Source organism: Qipengyuania citrea, from assembly GCF_024171405.1.
In the GTDB taxonomy this organism is placed as follows: Bacteria; Pseudomonadota; Alphaproteobacteria; order Sphingomonadales; family Sphingomonadaceae; genus Qipengyuania; species Qipengyuania profunda.
The window spans coordinates 2,871,666-2,886,391 of sequence record NZ_JALJZT010000002.1 but is presented as its reverse complement, the minus strand read 5'-3'; the positions used below and the strand labels follow the sequence as shown (position 1 = coordinate 2,886,391).

General features: G+C 63.8%; 15 protein-coding genes and 1 pseudogene. 2 read left to right on the top strand and 14 right to left on the bottom strand.

Translation table 11 applies throughout. The features are described from left to right. Positions 1–89 precede the first annotated feature (89 nt). The 14 genes and pseudogenes from pnp to pspF form a co-directional block, all read right to left on the bottom strand. Complete coding sequence (gene pnp / locus J2S32_RS15005; RefSeq protein ID WP_253522835.1) at positions 90–2,366, bottom strand: polyribonucleotide nucleotidyltransferase; 2,277 nt, start codon at positions 2,364–2,366, stop codon at positions 90–92. A gap of 173 nt (positions 2,367–2,539) precedes the next feature. Then, positions 2,540–2,809: a 30S ribosomal protein S15 gene (rpsO, locus tag J2S32_RS15000; RefSeq protein WP_253522832.1), complete on the bottom strand. Its 270-nt coding sequence runs from the start codon at positions 2,807–2,809 to the stop codon at positions 2,540–2,542. Positions 2,810–2,814: 5 nt separating this feature from the next. Further along, a complete protein-coding gene (gene truB, locus J2S32_RS14995; RefSeq protein ID WP_253522829.1) occupies positions 2,815–3,813 on the bottom strand; it encodes a tRNA pseudouridine(55) synthase TruB in 999 nt (332 codons plus the stop codon). Further along, positions 3,810–4,502: a site-2 protease family protein gene (locus J2S32_RS14990; protein ID WP_253522826.1), complete on the bottom strand. Its 693-nt coding sequence runs from the start codon at positions 4,500–4,502 to the stop codon at positions 3,810–3,812. The genes truB and J2S32_RS14990 overlap by 4 nt, the downstream gene beginning before the upstream one ends. 25 nt (positions 4,503–4,527) lie before the next feature. After that, positions 4,528–5,106 carry a thymidine kinase gene (locus J2S32_RS14985; protein WP_253522822.1) on the bottom strand — a complete coding sequence of 193 codons (579 nt, stop codon included), beginning with the start codon at positions 5,104–5,106 and terminating at the stop codon, positions 4,528–4,530. After that, a complete protein-coding gene (gene rbfA / locus J2S32_RS14980; protein ID WP_253522819.1) occupies positions 5,107–5,505 on the bottom strand; it encodes a 30S ribosome-binding factor RbfA in 399 nt (132 codons plus the stop codon). Positions 5,506–5,551: 46 nt separating this feature from the next. After that, positions 5,552–5,968 (bottom strand): PaaI family thioesterase, encoded by a 417-nt coding sequence (locus J2S32_RS14975; protein WP_253522816.1) that lies wholly within the window; start codon positions 5,966–5,968, stop codon positions 5,552–5,554. A 144-nt stretch (positions 5,969–6,112) separates the two neighbouring features. Next, positions 6,113–8,650 carry a translation initiation factor IF-2 gene (gene infB / locus J2S32_RS14970; RefSeq protein ID WP_253522813.1) on the bottom strand — a complete coding sequence of 846 codons (2,538 nt, stop codon included), beginning with the start codon at positions 8,648–8,650 and terminating at the stop codon, positions 6,113–6,115. Next, the gene (locus tag J2S32_RS14965; protein WP_253522810.1) at positions 8,647–9,399 is read right to left on the bottom strand and encodes a DUF448 domain-containing protein; all 753 of its coding nucleotides are present in this window, start codon (positions 9,397–9,399) and stop codon (positions 8,647–8,649) included. The genes infB and J2S32_RS14965 overlap by 4 nt, the downstream gene beginning before the upstream one ends. Next, the gene (nusA, locus tag J2S32_RS14960; protein WP_253522807.1) at positions 9,380–11,044 is read right to left on the bottom strand and encodes a transcription termination factor NusA; all 1,665 of its coding nucleotides are present in this window, start codon (positions 11,042–11,044) and stop codon (positions 9,380–9,382) included. The genes J2S32_RS14965 and nusA overlap by 20 nt, the downstream gene beginning before the upstream one ends. After that, positions 11,044–11,601: a ribosome maturation protein RimP gene (gene rimP / locus J2S32_RS14955; protein ID WP_253522804.1), complete on the bottom strand. Its 558-nt coding sequence runs from the start codon at positions 11,599–11,601 to the stop codon at positions 11,044–11,046. Before rimP ends, nusA begins: the two co-directional genes overlap by 1 nt. 146 nt (positions 11,602–11,747) lie before the next feature. Then, positions 11,748–11,912: pseudogene (locus J2S32_RS14950) on the bottom strand (helix-turn-helix domain-containing protein); the annotation flags it as partial. Positions 11,913–11,952: 40 nt separating this feature from the next. Beyond that, complete coding sequence (locus tag J2S32_RS14945) at positions 11,953–12,270, bottom strand: hypothetical protein (RefSeq protein WP_253522800.1); 318 nt, start codon at positions 12,268–12,270, stop codon at positions 11,953–11,955. A 206-nt stretch (positions 12,271–12,476) separates the two neighbouring features. Then, complete coding sequence (pspF, locus tag J2S32_RS14940) at positions 12,477–13,499, bottom strand: phage shock protein operon transcriptional activator (RefSeq protein WP_253522796.1); 1,023 nt, start codon at positions 13,497–13,499, stop codon at positions 12,477–12,479. Between the two features lie 165 nt (positions 13,500–13,664). Between pspF and J2S32_RS14935 the strand changes: the two genes are divergently transcribed. Beyond that, positions 13,665–13,817, top strand: a complete 153-nt coding sequence (locus tag J2S32_RS14935; protein WP_253522793.1) for a hypothetical protein — start codon at positions 13,665–13,667, stop codon at positions 13,815–13,817. A 107-nt stretch (positions 13,818–13,924) separates the two neighbouring features. Then, positions 13,925–14,722 (top strand): phage shock protein PspA, encoded by a 798-nt coding sequence (gene pspA / locus J2S32_RS14930; RefSeq protein WP_420493529.1) that lies wholly within the window; start codon positions 13,925–13,927, stop codon positions 14,720–14,722. The last annotated feature ends 4 nt before the right edge of the window (positions 14,723–14,726 follow it).

Here is a 14,726-nt window from a genome sequence, read left to right as displayed (position 1 = left end):
CGATGGTTTCGCGCGGAAGCATGGCAAATCTCCAAAGCAAAGGGGCCGCAGGCGAACCCGCGACCCCTTCCCTAATCGTTAGCGAAGGATCAGTCCTTCAGGAAGTCGGGCACGTGGGCTTCACCGCCCCCGTCCTTGTCGCCGCCGCCATCGCGGTCGCGGCGCGGGCCACCCCGGCCACCGCGGCGGTCGCCGCCACGGCCACCACCGCCGCCACGCGGGCCACGGTCACCGCGCGGTTCGCGCGCGGGACGGGTGTCTTCCAGCTCTTCGCCGGTTTCCTGGTCGACAACGCGCATCGACAGGCGAACCTTGCCGCGCTGGTCGATCTCGAGGACCTTGACCTTTACTTCCTGGCCTTCGGACACGACGTCCGTCGGCTTTTCGACGCGCTCGTTTTTCATTTCGCTGACATGAACGAGACCGTCCTTGCCACCCATGAAGTTCACGAAAGCACCGAAGTCGACGATGTTGACGACCTTGCCGTTGTAGACCTTGCCGACTTCCGCCTCTTCGACGATGCCTTCGATCCACTTGCGTGCAGCTTCGATCTCGTCGGCGTTGGAGGAGCTGATCTTGATCACGCCCTCGTCGTCGATGTCGACCTTGGCGCCGGTTTCGGCAACGATCTCGCGGATCACCTTGCCGCCGGTACCGATGACGTCGCGGATCTTCGACTTGTCGATCTGCATGGTCTCGATACGGGGGGCGTGCTTGGAAACCTCGGTGCGGGCGCCGGTCAGCGCCTTGTTCATTTCACCGAGGATGTGCGCGCGGCCGGCCTTGGCCTGCTCGAGCGCAGTCTTCATGATTTCCTGCGTGATGCCGGCGACCTTGATGTCCATCTGCAGCGAGGTGATGCCGCTTTCCGAACCGGCGACCTTGAAGTCCATGTCGCCCAGGTGATCTTCGTCACCCAGGATGTCCGACAGGACGGCGAAGTCGTCGCCTTCGAGGATCAGGCCCATCGCGATGCCCGACACCGGACGTTCGATCGGAACGCCCGCATCCATCATCGACAGACAGCCACCGCAAACGGTCGCCATCGAGGACGAGCCGTTGGACTCGGTGATGTCCGACAGGAGGCGGATGGTATAGGGGAAGTCTTCATGCGCGGGCAGCACCGGGTGCAGCGCGCGCCATGCGAGCTTGCCGTGGCCGGTTTCGCGGCGGCTGGTGAAGCCGAAGCGACCCACTTCGCCGACCGAATAGGGCGGGAAGTTATAGTGCAGCATGAAGTGATTGTACGACAGGCCTTCGAGACCGTCGATCATCTGCTCGGCATCCTTGGTGCCCAGCGTGGTGGTGCAGATCGCCTGCGTTTCACCGCGGGTGAACAGCGCCGAACCGTGCGTGCGGGGCAGCAGGCCGACCATCGCCTCGATCGGGCGGACCTGGTCGAGCTTGCGGCCGTCGATGCGCTGACCGTCCTTGAGGATGGCCCCGCGAACGATTTCGGCTTCGAGCTTCTTGACCGCCTTGTTGGCGACCATCTGCGTCTGCGCTTCTTCGCTGGCGAATGCTTCCTTGGCCTTCGCCCGCGCTTCGTTGAGCGCATTCGAACGCGCCGACTTGTCGGTCAGCTTGTAAGCAGCGGCGATGTCGTCGCCGACGATGCCGCGCAGCTGTTCCTTGATCGCCGAGGTATCGTCCGAAGCGTCGATTTCCCACGGATCCTTGGCAGCCTGTTCAGCCAGGTCGACGATCGCGCCGATGACCTTGCGGCTTTCCTCATGCGCGAACAGCACCGCGCCGAGCATTTCCTCTTCGGTCAGCTCCTTGGCTTCGGATTCGACCATCATCACCGCGTCCTGCGTGGCGGCAACGACGAGGTCGAGGCGACCGTCTTCGTCCAGCGCTGCACCGAGGCTCGGGTTGAGTTCGTATTCGCCATTACGGTAACCGACGCGTGCAGCACCGATCGGGCCCATGAAGGGCACGCCGCTGATGGTCAGCGCAGCCGAAGCGGCGATCATCGCGACGATATCGGGCTCGGTCTCGCCGTCATACGACAGGACCTGGCAGATTACGTTGATTTCGTTGTAGAAACCTTCGGGGAACAGCGGCCGCACGGGGCGGTCGATGAGGCGCGAGGTGAGCGTTTCCTTCTCCGTCGCGCGACCTTCGCGCTTGAAGAAGCCGCCGGGGATCCGGCCCGCAGCGGAGAATTTTTCCTGGTAGTGGACGGTCAGCGGGAAGAAGTCCTGCCCTTCGCGTACACTCTTGGCGGCGGTCACGGCGCACAGCACCACGGTTTCGCCATAGGTGGCCAGAACGGCGCCGTCAGCCTGACGGGCGATGCGGCCGGTTTCGAGGGTGAGGGTCTTTCCGCCCCACTCCAGCGATACGGTTTTCGTGTCGAACATGTATTTTCCTTATGAACCCGCACGGCCTTATTGCGGTGCGGGGCCTACTGTGCCGGGTATTCCGTCCCGGTCCGGTGCGAGGCTTTTCGCGCCTCCATTTTCCGCCCTCGCGCCGTATTGCGCGCAGGCCGGATAAACAAAGGGGCGGCCTGAGCCACCCCTTTGAGAAACTCTTACTTGCGAAGACCCAGCTTCTGGATCAGCGCATTGTACCGCTCGACGTCTGTCTTCTTGAGATAGGCGAGCAGGTTACGGCGCTTGTTGACCATCATCAGCAGACCACGGCGCGAGTGGTTGTCCTTGTGATTGGACTTGAAATGCTCGGTCAGGTTGCGGATGCGCTCGGTGAGGATCGCGACCTGGACTTCCGGCGAACCGGTATCGCCTTCGGCGACGGCATTGTCCTTGATGATCTCTTGTTTCTTTTCGGCAGTAACCGACATTCATTCTACTCCGCGACATCCGGCAGGTTGAAACCCCGCACGACCTTGGCCGTACCGCCGCTGAGTTCCATCAAGGCTACCGGCACATTGTGCGCGGTGGCGAGGTGGAGCCCGTCGGTATGGGGCAGTTCCGACAATACCCGGCCCTGGCGGACCGCCTGCGCGCTGTCGGGATCGAGGGTGAGGACCGGGATGTCGTCCAGTCCTGCCTCAAGCGGCAAGAGAAGGTTTTCAATGGCCGCGCCCTTAGCGATTTCCTCCAGCTTGTCCAGCGAAATCGCCTGCTCTTCGAGGAACGGCCCGGCCTTGATGCGCCGTAGGTAGGTGACGTGACCCAGCGTGCCAAGCGCGCGTGCGATGTCCCGTGCCAGCGACCGGATGTATGTCCCCTTGGAGACGCGCGCGACCAGCGTGACGCTGTCCGCCAGTTCGAGCGGCGCCTGCGGATCGTAAGGGTCGGGCCGCCCGGCAGTGGTAGCGAAAGCGGACCGCACCTCCGCATCCTCACGCCCACCCGCGAGATAAAGGTCGTGAACCGTCACAGCGCGCGTCTTCATTTCGACCGTTTCGCCCGCGCGGGCACGGTCGTAGGCGCGCTTGCCATCGATTTTGAGCGCCGAATAGGCGGGCGGCACCTGTTCAATGGAGCCGGTGAAATGGTCGAGCACGCCCGCAATCGCTGCCATCGGCGGCCGGCGATCGCTACGCTCGGTCACCTCGCCCTCGGTGTCGAGCGTGGCGGTTTCCTCGCCGAACTGGATGGTGAAGGCGTAGATCTTATCGGCGTCGAGCATGCGCCCCGCCAGCTTGGTCGCTTCGCCCAGTGCGATCGGGAGCACGCCCTCGGCCAGCGGGTCGAGTGTACCGCCATGCCCGACCTTGGTCTTGGCATAGCCGCCCTGGCGCAGCACGCGCTTGACCATGCCGACCGCCTGTGTCGAACCCAGCCCGCGCGGCTTGTCGAGGATCAGCCAGCCATGCGGTGCGGGCTTGAGATCGCTCATCCCGCGATCCCGCGCGCGACCCACTCGGCCAGTTCAAAATAGCGTTCCTGCATCCACAATACCGGTGGCAGCACGGTGTTCTCGATCAGCCCGCTGTCGGGAAAGGCCCAGGTCGCCGCGATCAGCACGATGAAGAACAGCATGCCAAGCGATTGCAGTTTCTGCCAGTTCACCGCCCATTTGCGCGGCAGCAATCCGCCGACGATATGCGACCCATCGAAGGGCGGGATCGGCAGCAGGTTGAACAGCGCCAAAAAGACGTTGATCAGGATGAACATGCCGCCTGCAGACAGCAGCCAATCGGGCGGCACCGCACCCGCCGCAATGATCGCGCCGGAAACAGCGCCGAACAGCACGGCCCCGACCAGCGCGAGCAGCAGATTGGTCCCCGGCCCTGCGGCAGCCACAGCGACCATGCCGAAACGCGGATCGCGCAGGCGGTCGCCGCGTACCGGGACGGGTTTCGCCCAGCCGAAGATCGGTCCGCCGAATAGCGCCAGCGCGCCGGGGACCAGCAGCGTGCCGATGGGGTCGATGTGGCGGATCGGGTTGAGCGAGAGGCGGCGCTGTTCCTTGGCGGTGGGATCGCCCAGCGCGAGCGCGGCCCAGCCATGCGCCACCTCGTGGAACACGATGGCGACGATCAGGCACGGGATCAGGATCACCGCGAGGAGAAGGGTTTCGGTCATGGCCGGCTAGATAGGGTGCGCCGGGTCAACCCGCCAGCGCTTCGCAAAAATGCCGCCGGCACATGGCGACATAGCGGTCGTTCCCGCCAATTTCGGTCTGCGCGCCTTCGCGCACCGCCTTGCTCTGCGCATCGACGCGCAGGTTCATCGTCGCCTTGCGGCCGCAATCGCAGACCGCTTTCAGTTCGACCAGCGCATCGGCAATGCCGAGCAGCGAGGCGGAGCCGGTGAACAATTCGCCTTGGAAATCGGTGCGCAGGCCATAGCAGAGCACCGGGATGCCCGCATCGTCGGCCAGCCGCGCCAATTGCCAGACCTGGTCGCGGGTGAGGAATTGCGCCTCGTCGACCAGCACGCAGGCGATCGGGTCGGCGGCATGGTCGGCCAACACCCGCGTTTCGATATCGGTGTCGGTTTCGTAGCGATGCGCATCGCTGGCCAGCCCGATGCGGCTGGAAATGGCGCCGAACCCCGGCCGATTGTCGAGCGCGGCGGTCCATAGCGATACGCGCATACCGCGTTCGCCATAATTGAACGCGGTCTGGAGCAGGGTCGAACTCTTCCCCGCATTCATGCTCGCATAATAGAAATAGAGCTTGGCCACTCAGTCCTCGTCGTCGAGGTCGCGCACCACCTTGGGATCGCTCAGCAATTGTTCGATGCGGTCGGCTTCGTCGAAGCTCTCGTCGGGCTGGAAGTTGAGCTTAGGCGCGAATTTCAGGCCAAGCCGCTGGGCCACTTCCTTCTGGAAGAAGGCGGTATTGGTCCGCAGCGCCTTGAGCACCTGCCCCTCGTCCTCGCCCAGCAGCGGCTTCACATAGGCTTTCGCATTGCGCAGGTCGGGCGTCATCCGCACTTCGGTGACGGCGATGTTGCTGGCGGAAAGCACGTCATCATGCGCCTCGCCGCGCGCGAGCAGTTCGGACAGGATATGGCGGACGCGTTCGCCCACCTTGAGGACGCGGACCGATTGCTGTTCGGGAGTGGTGTCGCTGCGGGCCATCAGGCAAGTCTTTCGGTAAGTCGCTGGAGCGCGGCAGGATAGGCCATCAGGCGGCCCCGCCCGGGCGCGGTGTGGGGATGGCGGTGCTGGTTGCGCGGGCGAGCAGCTTGCCCGCCTCGTCGAACAGTTCGCCTTCGAGGAAGATGACCTTGCGCCCGCGGCGGATAACGCGGCCCTTGCCGATCAACGGCCCCGCCATGACCGGCTTGAGCAGGCTCATCGAAATGTCGAGATTGAGCGGCGCTTCGGCGTGGTCGGTGGCCCAGACATGCGCCCATCCCATCACCTCGTCGAGGAACCCTGCGACGAGCCCGCCCTGCACGCTGCCGCGCGGGGTAATGAAGGCATCGGGGGCGTGGAAGCGCAGGGTGATTTCCTCGCGCTCCGTGTCGAAGCTGTCGAACTGCACGCCCATCAGATCGGCATGCGCCGCGCCGAGCGCGTGGGTGGTGCGATCACTCATATCATCGGCTCGTCAAAAGCAGGATAGGCGCGAGAATGACTGCGGCAATCAGAGGCAGGCATCCCACGAGACCATCAAAGCCGCATCCGCTCAATTTGTCGAATGCCTTGAAATCCTCGGGTTCGCCTTCCTCCGATTGGTTCGTCACAGCGTCCGTTCGCGCTCCTCGACCTCGAAGACTTCAAGCTGGTCGCCCGCCTTGATGTCGTTCGTGTCGGCCAGCACCACGCCGCATTCGAGCCCGGTGCGGACTTCGTCCACATCGTCCTTGAAGCGCCGCAGCGAAGCGATGGTCGTCGCCGAGACGATGACGTCGTCGCGCGTGAGGCGTGCATGCAGCCCCTTGCGGATGACGCCTTCCTCGACCAGCAGACCAGCCGCCTTGTCCTTCTTGCCCGACCGGAACACGTCCTTGACCGCGGCACGGCCAACGACATGTTCGATCCGTTCCGGACCCAGCTCGCCCGCCATTTCCTTCGCGATTTCGTCGGTCAGGTGATAGATCACGTCGTAATACTTCATCTCGACGCCATCGCGCTTGACCAGTTCGCGCGCCTTGGCGTTCGGACGCACGTTGAAGCCGATGATCGGCGCCTTCGAGGCGGCCGCCAGCTGGACATCGCTTTCGGTGATCGCACCCACGCCGGCGTGCAGCACGCGGACCTTGATGAGATCGTTCGACAGATTGTGCAGCGCGGTGGTGATGGCTTCCACCGACCCCTGCACGTCGGCTTTCACCAGCACGGGGAATTCGACCACATCCGAAGCGAGGTTGTTGAACATCGTATCGAAGCTGGTCGGGGCCAGCGCAGTGCGCTTCTCGGTCGCCTTTTCCTGGCGGTATTCGGCCACTTCGCGCGCGCGCTGTTCGTTTTCGACCACACTCAGCACGTCACCGGCAGACGGCACGCCGCCCAGGCCGAGGACCTCGACCGGCATCGAGGGGCCGGCCTTCTTGATCTGCTTGCCCTGGTCGTTGACGATCGCGCGGACGCGGCCGCTTTGCGTCCCGACCACGAAGGTGTTGCCGCGCTCCAGCGTACCGCGCGTGACGAGCACGGTGGCCACCGGCCCGCGGCCCTTGTCGAGCTGCGCTTCGATGACCGTGGCCTCGGCCATGCGGTCGGGATTGGCCTTCAGCTCGAGCAGTTCGGCCTGCAGGCTGATCGCGTCGAGCAGCTTGTCGAGACCGGTTTTCTCCTTGGCGGAGATTTCCACGTCCTGCACATCGCCCGACATCTTCTCGACGATCACTTCGTGTTCGAGCAAGCGCGTGCGGATGTTGTCCGGATTGGCTTCGGGCTTGTCCATCTTGTTGATCGCGACGATCATCGGGACGCCCGCGGCCTTGGTGTGATTGATGGCTTCGATCGTCTGCGGCATGATGCCGTCATCGGCGGCCACCACCAGCACCACGATATCGGTGACATTGGCACCGCGCTGGCGCATCTCGGTAAAGGCGGCGTGACCCGGCGTATCGAGGAAGGTGATAGCATCGCCGCCCTTCGTCTGCACCTGGTAGCTGCCGATATGCTGCGTGATGCCGCCGGCTTCGCCCTTGACCACATTCGCGCCGCGCAGGGCGTCGAGCAGGCTGGTCTTGCCGTGGTCGACATGGCCCATGATGGTGACCACCGCCGGACGCGGCTTGAGCGTTTCGGGCGGATCGACATCGGCTTCCTTGGCGATGTCGACATCGGCTTCGGAAACCTTCTCGATATTGTGGCCGAACTGGTCGACCAGCAATTCCGCAGTGTCCTGGTCGATCGTCTGGTTGACGGTGACCATCATGTCGAGATTGAAGAGTTCCTTGACGAGGTCGGCACCCTTTTCGCCCATGCGCTTGGCCAGTTCGCCAACCGTGATCGCCTCGGGGACGATGACATCGCGGACCTGCTTTTCGCGCGGCTTCGACGGGCCGCCCTGCATCCGGCGCTCCTTCTCGCGCGCACGCTTGAGCGCGGCGAGCGAACGGGCGCGGCGACCTTCGTCCTCGTTGAGGGCCTTGTTGACGGTCAGCTTGCCCGAACGACGCTTGTCGACCGGCTCGGCACCGCGCGCAGGCTTTTCTTCCTTCTTCTTGCGCTCGGGCTTCTTGGGCTCGGGGCGCGCAACCGGGGTGAACCGGCGCGGCGCAGGCGACGGCGTGCTGCCCGCATCCTTGGCGGCGGGTGCTTCCTCGGCGGGCGCTTCTACGGCCGCTTCCGCCGGTGCTTCGGCAGCGGTCTTGTCCGCAGTGGCCGCTTGCTGGGCAGCCTCTTCCTCGGCTTTGCGCTTGTCTTCGGCGCGCTTCTTCTGGTCTTCGGCAGCCTGGCGGGCCTGCTGTTCCTCGCGCTTGCGCGCATCCTCGGCCTGCCGCAGGCGATCTTCCTCGGCCTCGCGCTGGAGCCGCGCGACGCGCTCCTGCGGAGTCTCGTCAGCGGGCGCGGCCTTCTTCTTCGGCGCAGCCTTTTCGGCAACCGGAGCCGGAGCCGGGGTCGGCTCGGGTGCGGGCGGCGGCGGCGCGGGCGCGGGCTCTGCGGGCGGCGGAGTCTCACCCGGCTTCACGAGCTTACGGCGGCGCTTCACCTCGACCGCGACCTTGTTGGTGCGGCCGTGGCTGAAGGTCTGCTTGACCTCGCCCGGCTGCGCACCCTTCAGGGTCAGCGGCTTGCGGGCTGGTTTCTTTTCGTCGTCGCTCATTCTTGCTCGTTTCTCTTCTTTATCTCGTTCAATTCGTCATCGGCGCGCGGCGTGGCGCGCCCATCTGCGGCGGGCAGATCATGCCCCAAATAGTGCATGAGGCGCGTCAGGGGTTTCATCACCCTTGCAGCCGCAGCTTCATCGGCCAGCGCCAGATGGACGACATTGTCGCGGCCCAATGCCACAGACAAAGCGTTCCGGTCCAGAGGCAGTTCGAGACCGCGCTCGCCCGAACCTTCCGCATCGCGCCCGACGCGCCATGCCTGATCGAGCTTCTTGCGCCCGTCCTCGCTGGCATCGCGGGCATGCAGCAATAGGGCTACCGCCCCGCCGCGTGCCTGTTCGGCGATGCGCTGGGTGCCCAAGATAAGACTTCCCACGCGCATTTCGAGCCCCAGCCGGTCGAGCAATACGCGGGTCAGCGCATTTTCGACCATTTCAGGCAAATTCCCGGACACTTCGAGATCGCCGGTCTTGAACGCACGCGACAAGGCGCCCTTGAGCTTGCCACCGGCAAGCGCAGCGGCAAACTCGTCACGCGACACCCCGATCCAGGCACCGCGCCCGGGGGCCTTTTCGTGCGCATCGGGCAGGACCAGCCCTGCGGGCGAGGCAACCAGCCGCACGAGCGTTTCGCGCGGGGCCGTCTCACCCGACAGGATGCAGCGCCTTTCGGGCTCGGAAGCTTTCCGGGCCTGCGGCGTGTCAGCGATGTCGGAACTCAGGCTCTCATTGGGTGGAGTCCGCATCGGCGGCCTCCTGCGTGTCGGACGTCTCGGCGGGTGCCGGAGCTTCCTCGTCTTCGAACCAATGCGCGCGGGCCGCCATGATGATCTCGTTGCCCTGCTCTTCGCTCAGGCCATAATCGCCCAGCACGCCGCCCTTGTCCTGCTCGCGCACCGAAGGGCGCCGCATCGGCGGGCCATCGGCAGGAGCATTGTTGCGGCGACGCGGTGCTTCGCGCTTGCGCGCGATGAGTTCGTCGGTCGCGAGGTCGGCCAGGTCGTCGAGCGTCTTGATGCCCGCCTTGCCCAACGTGACCAGCATGGCTTCGCTGATATGCGGCAGCTCGGCCAGATCGTCCTCTACGCCCAGTTCGCGGCGCGCCTCGCGGTGCGCGGCTTCCTGGCGGTCGATCGCTTCCTTGGCGCGGTTCTGGAGTTCTTCGGCGAGGTCGTCGTCGAAGCCTTCGATCGCGGCCAGCTCTTCGAGCTCGACATAGGCGACTTCCTCGAGTTCGGCGAAGCCTTCCGCAACCAGCAGCTGCGACAGCGTTTCGTCGACGTCGAGTTCTTCCTCGAACATCTTCGAGCGCTCGGCGAATTCCTTCTGGCGCTTCTCCGAGGCTTCTTCCTCGGTCATGATGTCGATCTGGTTGCCCGTCAGCTGGCTGGCGAGACGCACGTTCTGGCCGCGGCGACCAATGGCGAGCGACAGCTGGTCGTCGGGAACGACCACTTCGATGCGGCCCTCTTCCTCGTCGAGCACGACGCGGGCGACGGTGGCGGGCTGAAGCGCGTTGACGATGAAGGTCGCGCCGTCATCGCTCCAGGGAATGATGTCGATCTTTTCGCCCTGCAGTTCCTGTACGACTGCCTGGACGCGGCTGCCCTTCATGCCGACGCAGGCACCGACCGGGTCGATGCTGCTGTCGTGGCTGATCACGCCGATCTTGGCACGGCTGCCCGGGTCGCGGGCGGCGGCCTTGATCTCGATGATGCCATCGTAGATTTCGGGCACTTCCTGCGCGAACAGCTTCTTCATGAAGTCGGGATGCGCGCGGCTGAGGAAGATCTGCGGGCCGCGGTTGTTGCGTTCCACCTTGGTGATCAGCGCGCGGACGCGTTCGCCGACACGCGCGGCTTCGCGCGGAATCTGCTGGTCGCGGCGGATCACGCCCTCGGCGCGGCCGAGGTTGACGATCACATGGCCGAACTCGACCGATTTGATCACGCCGGTGATGACTTCGCCCGCGCGGTCCTTGAATTCTTCGAACTGGCGTTCGCGCTCGGCATCGCGGACCTTCTGGAAGATCACCTGCTTGGCGCTCTGCGCGTCGATACGTCCCAGGTCGACCGGAGGCAGCGGGTCGACGATGAAGTCGCCGACCTTGGCGTCGTCCTGCAGCTTTTCGGCGGCCTTGAGATCGATCTGCTTGAAGTAGTCCTCGACTTCCTCGACGACCTCGACAACGCGCCACAGGCGCAGATCGCCGGTCAGCGGATCGAGCTTGGCGCGGATGTCGTTTTCCGCACCATAACGGTTGCGGGCAGATTTCTGGATCGCTTCTTCCATCGCCTCGATGACGATCGCCTTGTCGATCATCTTTTCGGAGGCGACCGAGGTTGCAATCGCGAGGAGTTCAGCCTTGTTGGCGGAAATGGCACTGGCCATCAGTCGTCTGCCTTTTCTTCTTCGATGTCATCGGCACCGCTCGTGTCGAGCGGCTGGGTGGCGGCAATCAATTCGTCGGTCAGGACGAGTTTGGCCGAATGTATCTGGTCACGGGGAAGGAACACCTCGCCCGCCTTGCGGTCTTCGACGGCAACCGTGTCGCCTTCGATACCTTTCAATTCGCCGCGCAGATTGCGCTGGCCGTCATAGCCCTTGGCCATGGAAATCTTCACTTCATGCCCGGCCCAACTGGCGAAATCCTTCGCGCGGGTCAGCGGGCGGTCGATGCCGGGGCTGGACACTTCGAGGTGATAGGCGCCGGTCACCAGCACTTCGCCCTGTTCCTCGAGCGCGTCCATGCGCTCGGATACCCGGCGCGACAACGCGGCGCATTGTTCGATCACCAACTGTCCGGTGGCGGGATCTTCGGCCATGATCTGCAGCGCCTCGCCGCCGTCACCGGCTTCCGAGGACACCATCTTGACGCGCACGAGCTCGAAACCAAGGGCCTGTGCCTCGGGTTCGATCACTTCGGTCAAGCGTTCCAAATCGGCCATTCGTTCTCCACTTATGCGCCCCATGCGACAATGGGGTTTCGTGCCGGCCCCTTGCGGCGCCAGCCCCTCCAGTGTCGCGACAATGTCGGGATGAGCAGCCAGATAAGCGGGAGTCGGTTGAAAAGCAAGCGCGAAGACGCGCCGGTTCAGCTATCGTCGGCGAGCGCGTGCTTCTTGATGCAATGCCGCAGCTGGTCATAGGTCAGACCCAGCGCCTTGGCGGTCTGGCGCTGGTTCCAGCGGTGCTTGCCGAGCGCGAATTCGACGATCGCGCGCTCATGCGCACCCACTGCTGAGCGGAGGGCGTCGATATGCTTTTGATCGGGCGCGAACTGTGCGGAAGCGGCGATCTCAGCGAAATTCCATACCTCTTTGCACCAGAATCAAATACGTCGACAGGCACACGATAAAGATCGCTAAAATGATGATATCAAGAGGGAAGCCCGGATCCCGGCCGAACACAGACTCATAAATCAGGAAAAAAGCTAAAAAAAGCGGAGTTAGTGCAGGCAAAATGTTAATTCTCTTGGCGCTACTGACAATTCCCGCGGCTGAAATTGCAATAATCACGAGCAGAAGTGAAGTCCACGCGATGAGGACTCCACCATTCATGAATGACGCCATAGTCACCACAAACAAACTCCCAAAAATTGCCATGAACTTAATCACGCTTTTGATAAGAAGATTGCTATCCATCATCGAAAACCCCCAGCAATAGTTTCCCCGCCCGCCATGAGAAGCCGTACTTACTCCGCCTGTGACAACAGGCGCGCTAGTGCACCGCACCGCCCCCCCCACTATCGCCTCCCACATAATCCGCACAATTAGCCAGATCCTTTAGCTCCTCATAATGACCGCAAAGAGACCGCGCCGGTTCAGCTATCGTCGGCGAGCGCGTGCTTCTTGATGCAATGCCGCAGCTGGTCATAGGTCAGGCCCAGCGCCTTGGCGGTCTGGCGCTGGTTCCAGCGATGCTTGCCCAGCGCATGCTCGACAATGGCGCGTTCGTGGGCATCGACTGCCGCGCGCAGGTCGTCGATGCTGTCGAAATCGGGCGCCGAAGAGGCGGGCGCGGCCGGGGGCGCAGCCGCCTGGTCCGCGCGCGGCGGCGGGGCCACCGGCTTCCACGGACTGTCGAAGGGGTCGAACACCGCATGGCCGATCGGCGCGTCCCAATCGTCCCAGCGATAGATCGCACGCTCGACGACATTGCGCAATTCGCGGACATTGCCCGGCCAGTCGTATTTCTCGAGCTGCTCGGCAACATGCGGGGCAAAGCCCGGCCAGCCTTCCCAGCCCAGTTCGGCGGCCATCCGGCGGCCGAAATAGTCTGCCAGCACTTCGATATCGCCCTCGCGTACGCGCAGCGGCGGCAGCGTGATGACCTCGAAGGTCAGCCGGTCGAGCAGATCGGCGCGAAATTCGCCGCGTTCCGCCTTGGCCGGCAGATCTTCATTGGTCGCGGCGACGATGCGCACATCGACGCGTGTCGGGCGACTGGAGCCGATCCGCGTGACCTCGCCATATTCGACCGCGCGCAGCAGCCGTTCCTGCGCGCCCATCGACAAAGTACCCAGTTCGTCGAGAAATAGCGTGCCCTTGTCGGCTTCCTCGAACCTGCCCGCGCGCACTCTGGTAGCGCCGGTGAAAGCGCCTGCTTCATGACCGAACAATTCGGCCTCGATCAGCGTTTCGGGCAGCGCGGCACAGTTCATGACGACCAGCGGTTCGTCCCAGCGGGTGGAAAGGCGATGAAGGCGCTCGGCGATCAATTCCTTGCCGGTTCCGCGCTCGCCGATGACCAGTACCGGGCGCCGCATCGGCGCCGCGCGACTGGCCCGTTCGACCGCGTCGAGGAAGGCCCCCGACTGGCCGATAAACTGATTTTCCCGCTCCATGACCAAGATATAGGGAAAATCCCCAAAGCTTGGCAACAGAAACCAACACATCATTTGGCACTACGCTCAAAAACGACGTATTTCTCCCGTTTTTCCGGTTTGGCACAGCGCTTGCTGAATACTGGACAACAGCAATCGGCCAACCGGCCCAGGGGAGTTACCCAAATGTACAACCGCAGTTTCTTCCGCAGCCAGCTTGGACAGGCCGCCCTCGCCAGCATGGCAGCGATGGCCACTTTCGTCCTGCTGAGCTCGCAGATCGCGGTGACGGCGCCCACGCCGGTGCTGGCCGCTTACGAACAGGTCGAGATCGCATGACCCTGCCTCCCGATCATGATCCCCTAGGGCCGGAGAGTCGGTCCCCCGACAGTCCCCGCGGCAGCAATGCCGGCGACTCTCCGGCCCGCCCCGATCGCCAGCCGCGCTTGTCGCGTATCGAGGAAGAGGTAGAACGGCTCCGCCGGTCGCCGACTCCCACCCGCGACAGCGGACGGCCCAAGGCATCGGACTTTTTCTCCAGTGGAGCACCATTGATGGGCATTTTTAGCCGAACTCGCGATATCATCGCCGCCAATTTCAACGATATGCTGGACAAGGCGGACGACCCCCAGAAGATGATCCGCATGATCATCCTCGAGATGGAGGAAACGCTGGTCGAGGTCCGCGCGAGCGCCGCGCGCACCATTGCCGACCAGAAGGAAATGCACCGCCACACGGTCAAGCTCGACAAGCTGCAGGCCGACTGGAACGAGAAGGCGCAGCTCGCCATCTCGAAGGACCGCGAGGACCTTGCCCGCGCCGCGCTCGTCGAGAAGAAGAAGGCGGCCGACATGAGCGAACAGCTCAAGCAGGAAATCGCCGTGCTCGACGATGCCTTGCGCGCCTATGAGCAGGACATCCAGAAGCTGCAGAACCGCCTGCGCGAAGCGCGCAGCCGCCAGACGGCGATTGCCGCCCGGCTCGAAAGCGCGGAAAACCGCGTCAAGCTGCGCAGCCTGATGACCAACGAACGCGTCGACGATGCGCTGACGCGGTTCGACCAGCTCGAACGCCGGGTCGATTATGCCGAAGGCCGCGCCGATGCGCTGAGCATTGCCGACAATTCCGACAAGCCCAGCCTGTCGGACGAGATCGCCGCGCTCGAAGGCGCCGATGCGATCGACGACGAACTCGAACAGATGAAGAAGGCGCTCGGCAAGGGCAGCGCCGGCAAGGAGGACTGAGACC

Bases quoted from the DNA above. Each gene is read 5' to 3' on its own strand.
- pnp (WP_253522835.1), bottom strand. From the start codon at position 2,366: ATGTTCGACACGAAAACCGTATCGCTGGAGTGGGGCGGAAAGACCCTC.
- rpsO (WP_253522832.1), bottom strand. From the start codon at position 2,809: ATGTCGGTTACTGCCGAAAAGAAACAAGAGATCATCAAGGACAATGCC.
- truB (WP_253522829.1), bottom strand. From the start codon at position 3,813: ATGAGCGATCTCAAGCCCGCACCGCATGGCTGGCTGATCCTCGACAAG.
- J2S32_RS14990 (WP_253522826.1), bottom strand. From the start codon at position 4,502: ATGACCGAAACCCTTCTCCTCGCGGTGATCCTGATCCCGTGCCTGATC.
- rbfA (WP_253522819.1), bottom strand. From the start codon at position 5,505: ATGGCCCGCAGCGACACCACTCCCGAACAGCAATCGGTCCGCGTCCTC.
- J2S32_RS14975 (WP_253522816.1), bottom strand. From the start codon at position 5,968: ATGAGTGATCGCACCACCCACGCGCTCGGCGCGGCGCATGCCGATCTG.
- infB (WP_253522813.1), bottom strand. From the start codon at position 8,650: ATGAGCGACGACGAAAAGAAACCAGCCCGCAAGCCGCTGACCCTGAAG.
- J2S32_RS14965 (WP_253522810.1), bottom strand. From the start codon at position 9,399: ATGCGGACTCCACCCAATGAGAGCCTGAGTTCCGACATCGCTGACACG.
- nusA (WP_253522807.1), bottom strand. From the start codon at position 11,044: ATGGCCAGTGCCATTTCCGCCAACAAGGCTGAACTCCTCGCGATTGCA.
- rimP (WP_253522804.1), bottom strand. From the start codon at position 11,601: ATGGCCGATTTGGAACGCTTGACCGAAGTGATCGAACCCGAGGCACAG.
- pspF (WP_253522796.1), bottom strand. From the start codon at position 13,499: ATGGAGCGGGAAAATCAGTTTATCGGCCAGTCGGGGGCCTTCCTCGAC.
- J2S32_RS14935 (WP_253522793.1), top strand. From the start codon at position 13,665: ATGTACAACCGCAGTTTCTTCCGCAGCCAGCTTGGACAGGCCGCCCTC.